At 44.5% G+C, this 17012-nt stretch carries 21 protein-coding genes and 1 pseudogene; 9 read left to right on the forward strand and 13 right to left on the reverse strand.

What is annotated here, in order from left to right; all coding sequences use genetic code 11:
• Positions 1-155: 155 nt before the first annotated feature.
• The 5 genes from XZ46_RS24375 to XZ46_RS34800 form a co-directional block, all read right to left on the reverse strand.
• Positions 156-1697: an SdrD B-like domain-containing protein gene (locus XZ46_RS24375; protein ID WP_008055479.1), complete on the reverse strand. Its 1542-nt coding sequence runs from the start codon at positions 1695-1697 to the stop codon at positions 156-158.
• Positions 1698-2018: 321 nt separating this feature from the next.
• Complete coding sequence (locus XZ46_RS24380; protein WP_006623159.1) at positions 2019-2528, reverse strand: NAD(P)H-quinone oxidoreductase subunit J; 510 nt, start codon at positions 2526-2528, stop codon at positions 2019-2021.
• Positions 2521-3246 (reverse strand): photosynthetic/respiratory NAD(P)H-quinone oxidoreductase subunit K, encoded by a 726-nt coding sequence (ndhK, locus tag XZ46_RS24385; protein WP_006623158.1) that lies wholly within the window; start codon positions 3244-3246, stop codon positions 2521-2523. The genes XZ46_RS24380 and ndhK overlap by 8 nt, the downstream gene beginning before the upstream one ends.
• 25 nt (positions 3247-3271) lie before the next feature.
• Positions 3272-3634 carry a photosynthetic/respiratory NAD(P)H-quinone oxidoreductase subunit C gene (gene ndhC / locus XZ46_RS24390; RefSeq protein ID WP_006616830.1) on the reverse strand — a complete coding sequence of 121 codons (363 nt, stop codon included), beginning with the start codon at positions 3632-3634 and terminating at the stop codon, positions 3272-3274.
• Between the two features lie 150 nt (positions 3635-3784).
• The gene (locus tag XZ46_RS34800; RefSeq protein WP_008055477.1) at positions 3785-3994 is read right to left on the reverse strand and encodes a hypothetical protein; all 210 of its coding nucleotides are present in this window, start codon (positions 3992-3994) and stop codon (positions 3785-3787) included.
• A gap of 77 nt (positions 3995-4071) precedes the next feature.
• On the opposite strand from XZ46_RS34800, the gene XZ46_RS24400 reads away from it, so the two are divergent.
• The 9 genes from XZ46_RS24400 (at position 4072) to XZ46_RS24430 (ending at position 9666) form a co-directional block, all read left to right on the forward strand.
• Positions 4072-4407, forward strand: coding sequence for a rubredoxin (locus XZ46_RS24400; protein ID WP_035759049.1), 336 nt, complete (start codon positions 4072-4074; stop codon positions 4405-4407).
• 23 nt (positions 4408-4430) lie between these two features.
• Positions 4431-5435: a photosynthesis system II assembly factor Ycf48 gene (locus XZ46_RS24405; RefSeq protein ID WP_006670545.1), complete on the forward strand. Its 1005-nt coding sequence runs from the start codon at positions 4431-4433 to the stop codon at positions 5433-5435.
• A gap of 119 nt (positions 5436-5554) precedes the next feature.
• A complete protein-coding gene (psbE, locus tag XZ46_RS24410) occupies positions 5555-5803 on the forward strand; it encodes a cytochrome b559 subunit alpha (RefSeq protein WP_006623155.1) in 249 nt (82 codons plus the stop codon).
• A gap of 20 nt (positions 5804-5823) precedes the next feature.
• Complete coding sequence (gene psbF, locus XZ46_RS24415; RefSeq protein ID WP_006616834.1) at positions 5824-5958, forward strand: cytochrome b559 subunit beta; 135 nt, start codon at positions 5824-5826, stop codon at positions 5956-5958.
• Positions 5959-5967: 9 nt separating this feature from the next.
• Positions 5968-6087 carry a photosystem II reaction center protein PsbL gene (gene psbL / locus XZ46_RS30985; protein WP_006616835.1) on the forward strand — a complete coding sequence of 40 codons (120 nt, stop codon included), beginning with the start codon at positions 5968-5970 and terminating at the stop codon, positions 6085-6087.
• A 78-nt stretch (positions 6088-6165) separates the two neighbouring features.
• On the forward strand, positions 6166-6285 hold the full coding sequence (locus XZ46_RS30990) for a photosystem II reaction center protein J (RefSeq protein ID WP_008055469.1): 120 nt from the start codon (positions 6166-6168) through the stop codon (positions 6283-6285).
• Between the two features lie 106 nt (positions 6286-6391).
• Positions 6392-6556, forward strand: a complete 165-nt coding sequence (locus XZ46_RS24420) for a PQ-loop domain-containing transporter (protein WP_046318632.1) — start codon at positions 6392-6394, stop codon at positions 6554-6556.
• A gap of 96 nt (positions 6557-6652) precedes the next feature.
• On the forward strand, positions 6653-7840 hold the full coding sequence (locus XZ46_RS24425; RefSeq protein WP_008055465.1) for an RNA-guided endonuclease InsQ/TnpB family protein: 1188 nt from the start codon (positions 6653-6655) through the stop codon (positions 7838-7840).
• A 185-nt stretch (positions 7841-8025) separates the two neighbouring features.
• Positions 8026-9666: a B12-binding domain-containing radical SAM protein gene (locus XZ46_RS24430; RefSeq protein WP_008055462.1), complete on the forward strand. Its 1641-nt coding sequence runs from the start codon at positions 8026-8028 to the stop codon at positions 9664-9666.
• Here the strand turns inward: XZ46_RS24430 and XZ46_RS30995 are convergent.
• The 8 genes and pseudogenes from XZ46_RS30995 to XZ46_RS24460 form a co-directional block, all read right to left on the reverse strand.
• A pseudogene (locus tag XZ46_RS30995) lies at positions 9651-9938 on the reverse strand (Mo-dependent nitrogenase C-terminal domain-containing protein); the annotation flags it as partial. The gene XZ46_RS24430 and the pseudogene XZ46_RS30995 overlap by 16 nt on opposite strands.
• A 187-nt stretch (positions 9939-10125) precedes the next feature.
• Positions 10126-11916 (reverse strand): penicillin-binding protein 2, encoded by a 1791-nt coding sequence (gene mrdA, locus XZ46_RS24435; RefSeq protein WP_008055460.1) that lies wholly within the window; start codon positions 11914-11916, stop codon positions 10126-10128.
• Positions 11917-12220: 304 nt separating this feature from the next.
• Complete coding sequence (locus tag XZ46_RS24440; protein ID WP_228116628.1) at positions 12221-12565, reverse strand: PP2C family protein-serine/threonine phosphatase; 345 nt, start codon at positions 12563-12565, stop codon at positions 12221-12223.
• A 584-nt stretch (positions 12566-13149) separates the two neighbouring features.
• Positions 13150-13893, reverse strand: a complete 744-nt coding sequence (locus XZ46_RS24445) for a HAMP domain-containing protein (protein WP_006623145.1) — start codon at positions 13891-13893, stop codon at positions 13150-13152.
• Between the two features lie 225 nt (positions 13894-14118).
• Entirely contained in the window at positions 14119-14304 is a 186-nt protein-coding gene (locus XZ46_RS24450; RefSeq protein ID WP_006670540.1) for a PDC sensor domain-containing protein, read from the reverse strand.
• A gap of 47 nt (positions 14305-14351) precedes the next feature.
• Positions 14352-14468 carry a hypothetical protein gene (locus XZ46_RS31005; RefSeq protein WP_006623143.1) on the reverse strand — a complete coding sequence of 39 codons (117 nt, stop codon included), beginning with the start codon at positions 14466-14468 and terminating at the stop codon, positions 14352-14354.
• Between the two features lie 347 nt (positions 14469-14815).
• Positions 14816-16186, reverse strand: a complete 1371-nt coding sequence (locus XZ46_RS24455; protein WP_008055459.1) for a cytochrome c biogenesis protein — start codon at positions 16184-16186, stop codon at positions 14816-14818.
• A gap of 28 nt (positions 16187-16214) precedes the next feature.
• On the reverse strand, positions 16215-16952 hold the full coding sequence (locus XZ46_RS24460; protein WP_006623141.1) for a cytochrome c biogenesis protein CcdA: 738 nt from the start codon (positions 16950-16952) through the stop codon (positions 16215-16217).
• Positions 16953-17012 lie beyond the last annotated feature (60 nt).

Genomic DNA, 17012 nt, shown 5'->3' on the forward strand with positions numbered 1-17012 from the left:
CAAAAAACATCCCAAGCCAACCTTCTGCCTGGGATGTTCGCCATTATATTTTTACGCCTATTTTGACTCCTGAATCAGCAACGCTGCCAGAATACTGCGCGTGAACTACCCGACCCTGAATCGAAAACTACAGCGCGGGGCTTCTCCGCGAGAAGCTAAACGGGGAACTGGGACATACCGAAGGCTACGCCAGATGCGCCCACTTCCGCCAAAACTCCCAACCCTCCACCAAAGATTGATACATCGGGAGTGGTGACGAAAGGCAACGAAGCAGGTGCTTCCACCCGGACCTGAAATTCAACATCCCCAGGTTCGATAAAGGGCAACCAGCGGGAGACATTAAAGAAGCCAAAATTACCGCCAGGGCCAGTTACTGTACTGGGTTCAGCCGGGAATGGGTTGCCGTTAGGATCCAGAATCACAGCCCCAGTTACTGGGTCACGCAGGGGACCGCTGTTTAACTGTCCGTCTTTATTCAGATCCAGGTAAACGGTTACACCTTCCAGGAGGGGTTCACCAACTTGGTAGGCACTGTCAATGTTAACATCGGTGAACACAAAGCCAGTGATACTATCTGGAACTCCAGGACCTCCCACCAGGCTGGGGGGAACGTTAAAGAAAAAGTTCTTTTGTGCGGCTCCACCACGACCCAAAGCCACATCAAAATCAGGATCAGGTCCGGTAGCTACCAAGTTACCAGGAGGATTAACCACCTCGACTGCAAAACTTTCTGTCAACAACCCAGGCTCGTTGGAAAGTACATAGTGTAGGTAGGGATTTTGGGCTAACTCCGCATCCGAGAAGGTGGGGAATCTCGCATCTACATCAAGGATGTAGAAACCATTGGCATCTGTAACCGCAGTTCTTCCGCCGCCAGACACCGTAATGCCAGGGATACCTGCTTCTCCGGGATCGGCAACACCGTTACTGTTTAAGTCGGAAACTACGAAACCGTAGATGCTTCCGGGAACTACATAGCCCAAGTCCTGGAAGGTAACAGCACCGGCTGAAACGTTAACTAATTTTGGATCATCATTAGTGGCAACTAATCTATCTGCAAAGCTAGTTACACCACCTAATCCTGGGGGTACGTCGTTCCCAGGCAATAGGGGCCGCAGTTGGTAGGTTCCCGGAGTCAGATTATTGAAGGAATAAGAACCATCGGGACGGCTTACTGTAATAGGTTCGTTGGCTGTCCAGGCTCCGTTACCGTCTAAGTCAAGGAACAGAGGAATACCACCGACAACAGGTTCGTCAAGATTAAAGATGCCATCAACATTGTTATCTACGAAAGTCCGACCTTGGATGTTACCCTTGCTGGTAATGGGGGGAACTGAAGGTACAGGGACATCGGGAGGCAAGTTAGCAATGGCAACTGGGCCTATGTTCTGGGTCGGATCGGCGGGAACGGTGAAAGGGAGGGGTAGGTTGTTCCCAGGACTGCTGACACTACCATCAGCAGGAGGGATTTGTTGCAGTTGGAACGGAGTACCGGCTCCTAAAGTCTGTAAATCAGTGATTACAAAGCTGCCATCCTGACCAGTAATGGCGCTCCGTTCACCTTGATCCGGTTGGTATATACCATCAAAAGGCGGCAAATCTGTGAATACCGCAGCATTAGCTATTGGCAGATCACCAGGATCGAATACGCCAGTGCGGTTGACATCTATAAAACTAGTACCTGTAAGGTTTGACATTAGCTTGAACTCCTCCACCAAAATGTTGGACTAAGACAGTTTTTGCAAGATCAAGTCTATGTTCCTTGACTTAATCCCAACAGAATACACTCGCTTGCTCTGAGTGCGTATTCTTAAGACCACATTGAATATAACAGCATGAGCCTAAGAAAATATACCAGACTTTTGAGAAAGATTGCAATTGGGTTGTGAATGGGGGACATCCTCATTTCCGCCCCAGGGGAGTGGTGGGCGCTCTAGGGCTACCCACTGTTCTTAACAGTCAACAACCATAACGGTTATGGTCTGACCTGAAAAAAACTATAACACTCCACTAATCCACTAATACGCATCTTGCAATTCATGGAAGTCTGGCGAGATATAGTCTTTCCGAAGTGGCCAGCCTACCCAATCTTCTGGCATTAAAATCCGCTTCAGGTTAGGATGGCCTTCGTAGACGATACCATACATATCATAGGACTCGCGTTCTTGGAAGTCCGCTGCCTTCCAAATCCAATAAACTGAGGGAACTTTTGGGTCGCTTCGGGGAACGAAAACTTTGACGCAAACTTCCTCTAGTTGTTCCACATTGTTCTGAACTTTGGCGAGATGGTAGGTGCTGACTAAATCTTCCCCTGGTCCCATATCATAGGCACACTGACACCGTAGATAGTTGAAACCATAGGCATATAAGGCAGTAGCTAGGGGAATTAAATAATCCCGGTCTACTTTAATCATCTCGACTCCCACATGATTGGGACCCAGAAATTCATGGTCAAATCCATTCTGACTTAACCACTGGGAGACGAGTCCGGCTTCAATGATGGGGGCTTCGGTTTCGGTCTCAGCCACGCTGTTCCTCCTTTTTCATGGGTTCGGTTTGTAGGGCGGGAGGCACAGGCATCCCGATCGCCTCGGTCAGTTGTTTCGGGGGGACTTGACGGGTAGTTGATTCTAAGTATTCCCCGGTTAAAATCGGTTCGACTACTTTCAGATTATGCGATCGCGTATAGTAGCGATGGGTCTGTTGGAGATTTCCCCGCTCCTGGAATGATTCGTTAGCGATTTTCTTGCGTAGTTTAATAATCGCATCAATGATCGCTTCTGGGCGAGGAGGACAGCCGGGGATGTAAACATCTACCGGGATCAGCTTATCTACCCCCCGCACTGCGGTGGGGGAGTCCATGCTAAACATTCCCCCGGTGACGGTACACGCTCCCATAGCAATCACATATTTGGGTTCCGGCATTTGTTCGTAAAGCCTGACCAACATGGGGGAATATTTCATGGTGATGGTTCCCGCCGTAATTAACAGATCCGCTTGTCTGGGGCTAGACCGTGGCACCAATCCAAAGCGATCGAAGTCAAACCGCGAACCAATTAGACCCGCAAATTCAATAAAACAACAGGCAGTCCCATAGAGCAACGGCCACAGACTAGATAATCTAGCCCAGTTGTAGAGATCATCAACCGTGGTCAGGATCACATTTTCCGACAATTCCTCAGTTACCTGGGGTCGCTCAATGGGGTTGATGATAGTTGTATTCGGTGAAGGACTTTGAGTTGTCATATTTTTATAACCTGTAATACCGTACCTATGACCATTCCAACGCACCCTTGCGCCATGCGTACACTAAAGCAATGACTAGGATGGTAATAAAGATGAGTGCTTCTATGAAGGCTAGTAGGCCTAACCTATGAAATGCTACCGCCCAGGGGTACAGAAATACTGTCTCTACATCAAAGATGACAAAGACTAGGGCAAACATATAGTAGCGGATGTTGAATTGAATCCAAGCCCCCCCTATGGGTTCACAGCCAGACTCGTAGGTTATGCGACGAGTGGCGCTTCTACTTTGGGGTCGGAGGATTTTGGAGGCTCCTAGAGCTAGTATCGGGACTAGGCTACAGATGATTAGGAAGCCCAGGAAATATTCGTAACCGTTCAGAAAAAACACAGTAGATCAGCAGAGTTATAGTTTTGGTAACCGGTTCTTTATATTATTGGATCACTTGTACCGATAAATCAAAGATCTGATCGGTTCAGTGGGACTAGATGATCGCGATCGCTCTCGTTGGATCTTAACAGAAATCCGCGATTATCGCCCTTACCAACAGGGCTGAACCTGTTGACTGGCTTTTGGGGATTTTGGGGATTTTGGGGACTGTTGAGATTTTTGGGTATTTTGGGTATTTTGGGTATTTTGGGGATTTCGAGGATTTTGGGGATTTTGGGGATTTCGAGGATTTTGGGGATTTTGGGGATTTCGAGGATTTTGGGGATTTTGGGGATTTCGAGGATTTTGGGCGATCGCCACAGATTGATTTAACTTTGTCAGGTTCTGTAATATTATGTAATAGACTTTTAATAATTAACTCCCCGACCGTCCGTACTATGAGTGAGCCAGCCACTGAAGTCAAATCCCCAGACCGATATGAATGTAACGCCTGCGGTTACGTCTATGAACCCTCCAAAGGCAGTTCTACAGGCAATATTCCCCCAGGTACTGAATTTGAAGATCTGCCAGCTAGGTGGCGTTGTCCCGTTTGCGGTGCGCCCCGTAGCCAATTTAGGAATATTGGCTCCTCCTCCGGTCCGTCTGGATTTGAGGAGAATCTCGGGTTTGGTCTGGGAGTCAATACCCTAACCTCTCAACAGAAAAGTCTTCTCATTTTTGGCGGGCTGGCTTTGGCATTTCTGTTTTTTATTAGTTTGTATGGTTTACGTTAAGGGATTTAACCAGATTGAATCAAATGCAGTTCCCTAAATTTTTGAAAAAATTGGCGATTTTGATAGCTGTGGCTTTGTTCTGTGCAAGTTGTGACTATCTGCCAGATGTTAGCTATAATCCTTGGGAATTAGTCCCGGTGGCTACAGATGCCAAGTTATTTGATATCGATTTTGTCGATAACTCCGATCATGGTTGGATTGTCGGTAGCAATGCCACTTTGTTAGAAACTTACGATGGGGGTAAGACCTGGGAAACTAAACAGCTAGATCTCGATGAACCTAATCTTCTGCTGACCTCTGTTAGCTTTAGTGGCTCGGAGGGATGGATTGTCGGTGAGCCTTCTGTACTTCTCCATAGCACTGATGGCGGTAAGTCCTGGACTCGCATCGCCCTCAGCAATAAACTCCCCGGCGCTCCTAATAATATTGTCGCCCTCGGACCTAGTGCGGCGGAAATGACTACTAATGTCGGAGCCATCTATCAAACTAAAGATGGCGGTAAAACTTGGCAAGCTATGGTAGAAGATGCTGTGGGGGTGATTCGCAGCTTGTCTCGCTCGGAACAAGGCGAATATGTTACCGTTTCGGCTAAGGGTAATTTTTACTCGACTTGGGAACCGGGACAGACCTCTTGGACTCCCCACATTCGCTATAGTTCTAAACGCCTAGAAAAAATTGGCTTTGGTCAGGATAACCGCCTGTGGATGTTAGCGCGCGGCGGTGAAATCCGATTTAGCGATCCTAATGATCCTGAAGAGTGGAGTGATCCTATTAAGCCAGAGTTTTCCACCAGTTGGGGATTACTCGATTTGGCTTATCGTACCCCAGAGGAGATTTGGGTCGCTGGCGGTAGTGGAAACCTTCTCTGTAGTTTTGATGGGGGTGAAGCCTGGCAAAAAGATAGGGAAGTTGAAGATATTCCCTCGAATTTTTACCGCATTGAGTTTATCAGTCCTGAACGGGGATTTATACTCGGTCAACGGGGAACATTACTTAGATACACCGGAAACACCTCAGCATCTAGTTGAGAGCAAAACCAGCCTTTAAAAAATGTTGGTAAAATTGGCTTGTTATCAGTGACTCTCTACCCTATTATAATATGATTGAGAGTCTGTAAGTTGTGGATTTGTTAACAGGAGAGACTTAAATGGCAGGTACTACTGGTGAGCGTCCGTTTGGTGACATTATTACAAGTGTCCGTTATTGGGTGATTCATAGTCTGACAATTCCGGCTTTGTTTATTGCTGGATGGTTATTTGTCAGCACCGGATTGGCTTATGATGCTTTTGGTACACCTCGCCCTAATGAGTATTTTACTCAAGAGCGCCAGGAACTACCGATTATCACTGAACGCCAAGATAGCAAGACACAAATTGATCAATTTATTGGTAAGTAGATCCAGGAGAACTTAAAAACATGACGAATGCAAATCAAAACCAACCGATAACTTATCCGATTTTTACGGTTCGCTGGTTGGCTGTACACACCCTGGCTGTTCCTACAGTTTTCTTCCTGGGTGCGATCGCCGCTATGCAGTTTATTCAACGATAGGAGACATACATGGATCGTAGTCGTAACCCCAATAAGCAGCCTGTTGAACTGAACAGAACCTCTCTGTATCTGGGCTTGCTGTTGATTTTTGTCCTGGGTATCCTGTTTTCTAGTTATTTCTTTAACTAACTAGAAGTACCATTATACCTTGGAGATATTTACCCTTTTCCCCAGTAATTTCAATTTTGAATAGAGAGGTATAAAGCTGTGTCTGGAGATGCTAAACTTCCCCTTTGGTTAATCGCCACGGTAGCCGGAACTGGTGTTCTGGTTGTGGTTGGTCTGTTTTTCTATGGGGCTTACGTCGGTGTGGGTTCTTCACTCTAATTTAAGAACCATAAAATCTGAGTGTTAATACTCAAGTGTTGATAATATCCCACTCGTTTTGGGTGGGATTTTTATTGAATTAAGCACAGGATTTGCTCATCAATTTATGAACACAATTACTGGAATTGGGCTATTAGCGGGGATGCTGACGACTATTGCATTTCTTCCCCAAGCAATTAAAACCTGGAAAACTAAATCAACCCGTGATGTCTCCCTGGGAATGTTCGTAATTTTCTGTACGGGGGTATTTTTATCAAGAAACTGGGTCTAAAACCCCGTCCTTCTAGGACGGCTTTAATTGTAAATTTTTGTGGCAATATCGAATGTTTTGTGCTGATGGCGTTAGCATAAGATAGGAGGTAGAGCCATGCTAGTTTTTGAGTTCAAAACCTACGGAAAATCAAGCCAGTTCATCGCAGTAGCTGAAGCCATTCGTACAGCGCAGTTTGTCCGCAATAGCTGTTTGCGCTATTGGATGGATAATCCTAAAAAGAATAAGTACGATTTGAACAAATACTGTGCGGTGCTGGCAGCAACTTTTCCATTTGCCGACGAACTCAATTCTCAAGCGAGACAAGCCAGCGCTGAAAGAGCTTGGTCAGCTATCTCTCGATTCTATGAAAACTGCAAGAAGAAGATTCCCGGTAAAAAGGGGTATCCGAAGTTTCAAAAAGATTGTCGCTCAGTTGAATATAAATCAACCGGGTGGAAACTTGCAGACGACAGAAAATCAATAACTTTCACAGATAAAAAAGGAATTGGTAAACTCAAAATCAAAGGTACACGCGATTTACACTTTTACCAAGTCAGCCAGATCAAACGGGTAAGACTGGTGAAACGTGCTGATGGTGTGTACGTTCAATTCTGTATTAACGTTGACAGGAAAGAAAACACAGCGCCGACAGGCAATACCATTGGCTTAGACGTTGGACTGAAAGAGTATTACACCGATTCAAACGGAGTCACCGTTGAAAATCCTAGATTCCTGAGAAAAGGCGAACGGGTCTTAAAACGTAGTCACCGTCGCGTATCGAAGAAGGTTAAAGGTTCAAAAAACAGAGGCAAAGCTAGACAGATTCTAGGTAAACACTATCTCAAAATAAGTAGGCAACGTAAAGACCATGCTGTGAAGTTGGCAAGGTGCGTAGTTCAGTCAAACGACTTGATAGCCTACGAAGATTTGAGAATTAAAAATATGGTGCAGAATCATTGTTTAGCTAAGTCTATCAACGACGCTTCTTGGTATCAGTTCCGTGTCTGGCTTGAATACTTTGCTAAAGTTTTTGAAAGAGTAACGGTTGCGGTAAATCCGCAATACACTAGCCAAGAATGCTCTAACTGCGGTGCAATTGTGAAGAAAACACTATCCACAAGAACGCACGTTTGTAAGTGTGGTTGCTCAATGGATAGGGATGAAAACGCAGCTAGAAATATTCTGAGTCGAGGATTGAGTACGGTAGGGCATACCGGAACTTTCGGTGTGCCGAGCAACGCTTTGGGAGACAAGTCCTCTACTGTTGTTGGAGAAATCCTGCATCAGCAAGTCGTGTCGTAGAACAAAGAATCCCCGTGCGTTCACGCCGGGGAGTGTCAAGGATTGTATATGGGACCCTGATTCAAGATCTACCGATTATCCTAACTAATGTGGCGACTTTCGTATTGGCTTCGACTATTTTGTGGTTTAAGTTAAAATATCACTAATATGGATATCCTCAATCTGATTACGTCAATTTTTATACTGTGACTGTTACCAAATTCGCCCGCGAACGTTTATTATTTACCCCAGCTACACCGGAAACTAATGCGGTTCCGGTGATTTTGGCTTTCCCCAATGAATACAGTGTGGGAATTACTAGCCTAGGTTATCAGATAGTATGGGCGACTTTAGCACTCCGTCAAGATGTACAAGTTAGCCGCCTGTTTACAGATCTGAGTGAACCTCTACCAAATAACCCAGAATTATTAGGGTTTTCTCTGTCCTGGGAATTAGACTACAGTAACATTTTACAGCAGTTGGAAGATTTAGGGCTACCAAGACGATCGCACTCGCGCGATAATCAACAACCCCTAGTTTTTGGCGGCGGACCTGTCCTCACGGCCAACCCAGAACCGTTTGCTGATTTTTTTGATGTGATTTTACTGGGAGATGGCGAAGATTTAATACCTAATTTTATCAGCGCCTATCAACAGGTTAGACAAGCAGACCGACAGACTAAATTACGCCACTTAGCACAGGTTCCGGGAGTGTATATCCCCAGTTTATATGAGGTGACTTATCACAGTCCTGATGGGGCGATCGCTTCTATTAAACCTATTGATAGTGATATTCCCCCCCAGGTGCAAAAACAAACCTATCGCGGAAATACTCTATCAGCTTCCACGGTAGTCACGGAATTGGCGGCTTGGGAAAATATTTATATGGTGGAAGTGGTTCGCAGTTGTCCAGAAATGTGCCGTTTTTGTTTGGCTAGTTATTTGACTTTACCTTTCCGGACGGCGAATCTTGAATCATCTTTAATTCCGGCAATTAATCGGGGTTTAACTGTCACTAAAAGGCTGGGTTTATTGGGTGCTTCGGTGACTCAACATCCCGAATTTAACGAATTGTTGGATTATCTGAGTCAGCCAGAATATGATGATGTGAGATTGAGTTTGGCTTCAGTTCGCACCAATACGGTCACGGTGAAACTAGCGGCTACTTTGGCGAAACGAGATACTCGTAGTATTACTATAGCGGTGGAAAGTGGTAGCGATCGCCTCCGTAAAATCATCAATAAAAAACTCGATAATGATGAAATTATCCAAGCTGCCATTAATGCGAAAGCCGGAGGATTAAAAAGCCTTAAACTCTATGGTATGGTGGGGATACCGGGGGAAGAATCAGAGGATTTAGAGGCGACAGTTGCTATGATGCAGGAGATTAAAAAAGCCGCCCCTGGTTTACGTCTGACGCTGGGTTGTAGTACCTTTGTCCCCAAAGCCCACACTCCTTTTCAGTGGTTTGGAGTTAATCCAGCCGCCGAAAAAAGATTAAAGTTTTTAGAGAAAAAACTGCGCTCCAATGGGATGGATTTTCGCCCGGAAAGTTATCGATGGTCGGTAATTCAGGCTTTAATTTCCAGAGGTGATCGCCGTTTATCTTATCTCTTGGAAAAAGTCCGCCATTATGGGGACAGTCCCGGAAGTTATCGGCGGGGGTTTAAGGAATTACGCGGACAGCTTCCCCCCATAGATTTTTATGTTAATCAAGACTGGGAATTAAACCAGGTTCTCCCCTGGAATCACCTCCAAGGACCTCTACCAGAAACAACTCTTAAAAAGCATCTTGATGATGCTAGAATTTGGGCGAGAGACAGGTTATCTTCGGCTACAAAAAACTGAGAAATATCTTCTCCACATTCATCGGCTAAGTAGCAAAGGGCGCGAAATCGCATAGCCACAACTTCCTCATAAAAAGGATTGAATTTGCAGAGGGGGGGAATTTGTAAAACTGTACGCCCAAACATTTTGATAGTGCGTTCAAAGGGGCATTTTGCGGGGATTAAATTGCAGATTAACCGGGCTGTTTTGGGATTTTTGACTTGAATATCGAGCCAGGTTTTGATGGGTTTTAAGATGAAATTTGGCTGGGTATTTAAGTTGGGTGTATTCATATCTGCTATGGCTCCTCCTCGGTTGCTATAGATTTAATTTAGCAAGGCGATCGCTATAACGCCAGGGTTTACTTATATAAATTTTTGATTATGATTATCAAAATTTATACATATCCCGCCGAGGAAGTAGCCACCGCCTGAAACCTCTTACCTAACCGGGTTTGGTGTTACCCGGTTGGGTGGGTGGTTATTTTTTACCAGCAAAGTGGGTTTGGAACATCTCCAGAGCTACCGGAGCCGCCGCCTTAGAGCCAAAACCGCCATTTTCCACGACTACAGCAATGGCAATTTCTGCTTGATCCGCAGCACCAAAGGCGACATAAACCGAGTGCGATCGCTGTCCCCAAACCTCAGAAGTTCCGGTTTTCCCGCCAGTTAAAGGGATACTACCATCATTCATCACCTGAGCGGTTCCATACTGGACCGTAGCAACTAACCCCTCTCGAATTTTTTGAATCACATCAGGAGCCAATCCTGTGGGTACAGGTTGGGTAGCGGGAGTATTAGTCATGGAAGAGAGTAAATGGGGTTTAACTCGCTGTCCACCATTGGCGATCGCCGATACCATCACCGCCAACTCCAGAGGGGTAGCTAGTACCGACCCTTGACCAATAGACATCGTGACAGTATCCCCCAAAAACCAGGGTTCCCCAAACATTTTTTCCTTGTCTTCCGGGGTAGGAACCCATCCACTAGACCCCTCTGTTAACCCCAACAATCTTAAATCCGTAGTACCAATTCCCAAATTTCTAGCCCATTTAGCCATGGTTCCCGGGCCAATGGCCATCCCCAGGCGATAGAAAAAGGTATTACTACTAAAGGCTAAAGCATCCCGAAACCCAATTATCCCAAGCCCGCCACTATGTTCTTTAAAGGCAATCCCACCAATAGTAATTGAATCTGAGGTCGCAATTACCGAATCTGGACTAAAATGGCCAGAAGCCATACCAGCAGCAGAGGAAACAATCTTAAATGTACTTCCGGGGGGATATCCCTGTAAGGCGCGATTCAGAAACGGATGGTCTAACCCTTGGAGTTCTTCCCATTGTTGGGGGGTAATGGGGCGAGTAAATAAATTAGGGTCAAATCGTGGACTACTCGCCATTGCTAACACTTCCCCAGTTTTCACATTCAGGGCTACTGCTGCTCCCCGTCGCTGTCCCAGAGCCTGTTCCGCCACTCTCTGCAGATTGATATCTATGGTTAGTTGTACGTCTGTACCCCCTTGAGAGGATTTCTCACCAAAGATCCGCAGTTCCTCGTTTTTGGCGTTCACTTCCACCAAGCGAGCGCCCCACACTCCCACTAAATCTTTATTGGCTAAGGCTTCAATCCCCAACTGTCCTACTACCATGCCCATTGGCCAATCGGGGTTAGCTTTTAATTCTTGTAGGTTGGCTTCCCCAATGTAGCCAACTACTTGAGCTGCTAAATTACCGTGGGGATAGTGGCGACTCGACTCCATCCTAATTTCCACCCCGGACATCTTCTCGGCATTTTCCGCTAACCAGATAAAGGCTTCTGGAGTCAGATTATTGCTAATGCGGACTGAGGTGGCGGATTGGTAGCCGATGCGTTCTAGTTCGTTTAAAATGCTGCTTACTGGTACATCCAGTAACTCACTCAGTTGGTTAGCCGCTTGTTTCCACTGTTCTGGGGTCTTTTCCCTTGGCCAGAAAAAAACCCCCCGCACTTGGTGGTTATCGGCTATGGCTGTACCATTGCGATCGAGAATTCGACCCCGATTTGAGGGGACTGGAATCAGCCGGATACGGTTTTCTTCCGCTCTCAGTCGGTTTTCTGCTCCCTTCACCAGTTGCAGTTGTACCAGCCGATGAACCTGCAAACCTATCAATCCTGTGGCTACCAGCATTAATAGTAAACCACGATACAGCGGTCGCGGCGCTTCCTTGCGGACAGTCGGGCGATCGCTACTAGTAAAATGGACCCTAGGGTTAAAAGACAGTTGACGCACCATAGACCTTGAAATAAATCTCTGATACAACATACTATTTTTTGGGCAAGTTAGTACCTATTCCCCAAGACACCAAGTCACAATTAACCCCACAAATGCTAACCCAGTCCAATTCGGTAGGTGTAGCCAATTAAGAAAGCTCAGAGGGTCCAGCCAAAATGTCTCTGTTAGCAGAATGCTCAGAATTAGCGCGATCCAGGTAAGTAGTACAGCCATAGCTTAGATCCTGAGTGCAATACAAATGAGGATATGTGTTGACTAGATTTTAACATTAGCATGGCTCTCGGCTTCCTGAGTCGGTCTCTACTCAGGCTATGCTATTTTTTTTTAAAACTACTAAGGTTATATCATCTAACAGCTTTTGTGTGCCGATAAATTGCTTGACATCTTTAACTACCCTTTCACAAATACTATCAACTGACTCGTGGCGGTTTTCCTGAAGCACTCCACAAAGTCGCTCCATACCATACATTTCCTGTTGCTCATTAACGGCTTCCGGGATACCATCGGTATATAAAACCATCACTTCTCCTGGATTGACTTTCACCTCTAGCTGATTAATAAAATCTGAGATATTTTCTTCTAAACCTATCAGAAACCCTAAGTCCATTCTATCAATTTGTTCGACTTCTCCATGGTTACGAACTACAATTCAACTTTCATGCTGTCCGGTTAAATGAAATTTATCATCTGGAAATGTTAAAAAATACAGGGTTAAATTTTTATCGTTTCTCATCGGCATACCATTACTATAAATTACCTGGTTAATTCCATTTAAAAAATTTACGTGATCGGCTTATGGTCAGGCTGATTAAGTCCGAGCTGCTGTTGGTTTCATCAGCATTAACACCTTTCTAAACCATGTCCGGTTACATCACCAATACCTACTGTTAATCTGCCATTCTACTCTAGTATGATCTCATAATAATCTCCCCCAACTTCGTCCGCTGGCTCCATAAATTCGGCTGCCTCCAAGTTAGATATTTCTGCTAATTATTCCGGTTTCGGTAAAATCATGTATGGCAGTTTTTGAGCTACTTGTCATTCGGTTATGAGGCGAGATTTTCGGCTTTTAAACCTTGGTTTAGAGCCGTAATTTATGATAAAATTTGGCAGGTTTTTGGTTTTCGCTAATGTCTGAGAATCCCCTAATTTTATAGATAATATTGCCTTGTTTTTCCACAATAATAGCTGCTCTCATTTCTCAGGTAATACGGCGATCGCCTACTTGGATCTCTAGTCATCAGACATCACTGTTTCACCTGGTAAGGCTCTATTATAGGGGAGATAGCTAACTGTGTATGGTTGATTAGTTTCCTGTTGATAAATAGAATTATTTAGAGGTAAGTTATAGGTTTCTAAATCTCCCACCTGCTCAAGTGATAGTAAATCGGTGGCGGTTATGTTAAAATAAATTAGCTCCCCATTCGGTGCATAAATAGCTACTCCTACCTGAATCACATTTAAAAATTTGGTCAGTCTGCTTTCACTTTCTGCTAAGGCTTCATTTAGGGTGGTTAAATCTTGAAATGACTTTTGTAGTTGGGTAGCCATTGTATTAAAAGCCTCTGTAAGTTGTCCTATTTCATCATTTCTTTGCAGATATAGGGACAGTTTCCAGTCTCCTTTGGCTACATTACTGGCGACGATATTGAGGCGGGAAATTTGCCAAGTAATCCACCTAGCTGTTATCATACCAATAATAATTGCCACCATCATTGCACCAATACCAAGTTTAATAGTAGTGCGAATATTGGCGTTAATTTCGGACATAAAATCTGACTCTGGTACAACTACAACAATCAGCCAATCTAAATTATACTCATCCTGTAAAGGTCTAACTTTCACAAAGTACAGATTTTCATTCAATCGCAACTCATGATTTTGGGTACTCCCTAGAGTTTTGAGGTCGCCCAAGGTATTAAATAAATCTTTAGCCGTTGCTTGAGTAATGGGATTATTGCTTTGGGAACCATTCATTAATTCTCGGCGTTCTTATTCATCAATGGTCAAGGGTAATTCTCAGGTGGAAGTTGCCAAGAAAGTCCCGTCACGTTTGATCATAAATGCTTGTCCAGACTTCCCAATACTAAGGCTATGGAGAAATTCCGAAATATGATCTAGACGTAAGGTTGAAATTAATACACCTTGGAAGTTATTACTATCATCATAGACTGGATAAAGATGGCTTAAAAGTAGCGTGGGTTATAAGTAGGAGATATAAACATCACTCCAGATGGCTTGACCAGCTTCTTTGGCTGTGATATAAATGGTGTGCTTGCGTGGGTCTGCGTTCTCGACTATGGCTTGTACAGTAGTGCGATCGCCTTGGTCATTGGTATGATAATAATAGAAGCTAAAATCTGTCTCGGGTTCGATAATATTAATCATATTCTCCAAATCCTAACTCGATCGCATCCAGTTTTTTTGGGTTTATATTAGCAGGATAGGTATAATTCTAGGTTTTGGTAAACGCGATCGCTTACTTCTTCGATTAATTGATTCGCTAAATCGGCGATCGCACTTTTTCCGGTGCGGAAGGATAAATAACCCACCAGTCCGGTGGCTCACACTACTTGGACTACAAATGGTACAATTAAAATTGTACTAATCGAGGTATTCCCAAAGAGTTTGATAATGGCTTGGTTGAACTTTGGAACCAGCATAATATTGGCAGATATTTAGAATATGAGGCTAATCAAAATTTTCGTATCTGGGGGATATATTCCGCATCGAGATAGGGGATTTTACCCAGAAAATTAACTTGAAAAGACCCTGAAATTTAGTAATTATCACCCTATCAATAAACGTTGATATTGATTTAATTGTTAATCAAAACTCACCCGTAAAATCTATGAGCAAATCCCCCCCCTATTACTCTAAGAGAGGGGGGAATGATAGTTTAGCTGATGGTTTGTTCCGACTCGATTTGGTCTAATAGCGCCACCACTTCACGCTCAAACGCCACCTTAGCGCGGTTAGTTTTACCGCCAATATAAAGCCGATCACCCTGCTGGAGTCCCCAAATTTGGGAATGAGATACATAGCTCATTAATACACTAATCATCAGCAATCCAAATCCTGCATAAACAATTGGAATACCTGGATCAGCTTTAATTTGCAATCCCGTACTTCCCACCACCTCATCAACATAGAGGGTGACCCCATTGATGTCAAGAGACATACCCTCGCGGACTGTTGAGACTAACTGACCATCATTATCATAAATTAACACAGTTCCCTGTAAATCTTTCGCCAGCAGGGAGACTCCCTCACTCAAATCAGTTTTGGTGGGAACCCAAGTTCCCCAAATGCGACCTTTTCCCCCGGTATCTAGTTGCGCCATTGGTAGTTGTAGCACCGGGGAACGATTGATCCGAACTTTTACCCCAGCTATTCCCCAATCAGCTTGATAAAACGTGATACCATCATAACGTAGGGGTTTATTAACATGAATAGTTTGGCGATCGCGTTCTTGTCCCTCCCGATCAACTACCGACAAATCTGAATAAAATTGATCGATAGTGCCATCAGGTGTATAATCAATCCAAAACCGATTAACTTTAACCGCCCAATCTTGGGGCATTTGAGACTCAGAAAACGGCCCAGCATCAATAATATTTTGAATGCCAAATATCTTACCACTAGGGACAAGTTCTTGAGCTATAAAACCCGTCATTGAACCGACAATTGAACCAGCCAAAATAATCAACATACTAGCGTGAACTATAATGGGTCCAATCCGACCAATTATACCTCGGCGAGCATAGAGTTTATTTCCCTCTTGAAATACCAGATAACGACGGCTTTCTAAGGTTTGTTTGAGATGGTCTAGGGATACATTTTTCACCTCGGCACTTAAAGCTAAATTTTTAAACTGTTTTTCCTGTTCGTAATATTGCCAACGTTGTGCCGATTTTAATGTCGGTAACTGCCGGGTGAAAGTGCAGGCGGTGAGACTAGAGCCAAATAAAATTAGGATTGACAAAAACCACCAAGTGCGGTAGACATGATCTAGCCCAATAAATAGTAATACCTTCCAGGTTAAAAACCCAAATAAAGCCGGATCTTCTGGGTAGTTGGCTTGATAAAAGGCGGCGGACTGTCCTTGTTCGATGACAGTTCCAGAAATGCTAAAAATGGCGATCGCTAATAATAAAACAATCGCTAATCGCAAATCCGCCAACACGGGAAGTAATTCTTTGCGGAAAAATTTTCTGGGTCCTGTTCCCCAACTAAAAAGTTTAGAGAAAACCACATTTTTAGCAGTCATAATTAAATCAAGATTTTGCAAAAGTTAACTAGGCGATCGGAGCCAGTCGGGACAACAGAGAAAACACCCCAAACCCTACCAGTAAAACACCACTAGCCGGAGTAATCCAACCCGACCACTGACGCAAAGCCAGCAACCTTTTAATAGTAGCCGTAAATGTACCCGCCACAATCAACGGAGCCACATAACCCACAGCGTAAGACAGCAGCAGGACCCCCCCTAGAAGGATATCGCCAGTGGTAGAAACCCAAGCCAGAATCGTCGCTAAAACCGGGGTACTACAGGGAGAAGCCACCAAACCAAAAGTTAACCCCAACAGATAAGACCGCGCAGAATGGGGGAGGTTTTCAGGAATCCACCCCATGGTATCAAAAGCCGGAAGTTGCAGGGGTAAGGCGTCTAAAAGGTTCAATCCCATCAAAATGGCGATCGCACTCACCAGAATAGGCAAACCCCAGCCAATCTGACCATAAACCTGTCCCACCAGAGACGCAAAAATCCCCAATCCCGCTAAAGTAGTTGCTAGTCCCAAAGCAAACCAGGTAGACTGAATAGCTGCTGTGGTGCGATTTTGATTTTCATATCCACCAATATAGGCAATCGTAATCGGTAACATAGACAGCATACAGGGGGTCAAACTGGTTAGCAACCCAGCAGCCAACAGGATGAGAACGCTTGGCCATCCCAGATGGGTTAGTTGTTCGCGCACTAGGGTATTAGCAAATTGTGCAATTTCATAGAGTTGTGTTTGTAGGGTTTCGCTCATGAGTCTAGTTGATTAGTTTGGGAACTATCAAAGATTGTAACGTTTTTTTAGCGAGTCCAC

Origin of the sequence: Limnospira indica PCC 8005 (assembly GCF_000973065.1) — a bacterium.
Taxonomy (GTDB): domain Bacteria; phylum Cyanobacteriota; class Cyanobacteriia; order Cyanobacteriales; family Microcoleaceae; genus Limnospira; species Limnospira fusiformis.

Bases quoted from the DNA above. Each gene is read 5' to 3' on its own strand.
- XZ46_RS24375 (WP_008055479.1), bottom strand. From the start codon at position 1,697: ATGTCAAACCTTACAGGTACTAGTTTTATAGATGTCAACCGCACTGGC.
- ndhK (WP_006623158.1), bottom strand. From the start codon at position 3,246: ATGACAACTCAAAGTCCTTCACCGAATACAACTATCATCAACCCCATT.
- XZ46_RS24400 (WP_035759049.1), top strand. From the start codon at position 4,072: ATGAGTGAGCCAGCCACTGAAGTCAAATCCCCAGACCGATATGAATGT.
- XZ46_RS24405 (WP_006670545.1), top strand. From the start codon at position 4,431: ATGCAGTTCCCTAAATTTTTGAAAAAATTGGCGATTTTGATAGCTGTG.
- psbE (WP_006623155.1), top strand. From the start codon at position 5,555: ATGGCAGGTACTACTGGTGAGCGTCCGTTTGGTGACATTATTACAAGT.
- psbF (WP_006616834.1), top strand. From the start codon at position 5,824: ATGACGAATGCAAATCAAAACCAACCGATAACTTATCCGATTTTTACG.
- psbL (WP_006616835.1), top strand. From the start codon at position 5,968: ATGGATCGTAGTCGTAACCCCAATAAGCAGCCTGTTGAACTGAACAGA.
- XZ46_RS24420 (WP_046318632.1), top strand. From the start codon at position 6,392: ATGAACACAATTACTGGAATTGGGCTATTAGCGGGGATGCTGACGACT.
- XZ46_RS24425 (WP_008055465.1), top strand. From the start codon at position 6,653: ATGCTAGTTTTTGAGTTCAAAACCTACGGAAAATCAAGCCAGTTCATC.
- mrdA (WP_008055460.1), bottom strand. From the start codon at position 11,916: ATGGTGCGTCAACTGTCTTTTAACCCTAGGGTCCATTTTACTAGTAGC.
- XZ46_RS24445 (WP_006623145.1), bottom strand. From the start codon at position 13,893: ATGAATGGTTCCCAAAGCAATAATCCCATTACTCAAGCAACGGCTAAA.
- XZ46_RS24450 (WP_006670540.1), bottom strand. From the start codon at position 14,304: ATGATTAATATTATCGAACCCGAGACAGATTTTAGCTTCTATTATTAT.
- XZ46_RS24455 (WP_008055459.1), bottom strand. From the start codon at position 16,186: ATGACTGCTAAAAATGTGGTTTTCTCTAAACTTTTTAGTTGGGGAACA.
- XZ46_RS24460 (WP_006623141.1), bottom strand. From the start codon at position 16,952: ATGAGCGAAACCCTACAAACACAACTCTATGAAATTGCACAATTTGCT.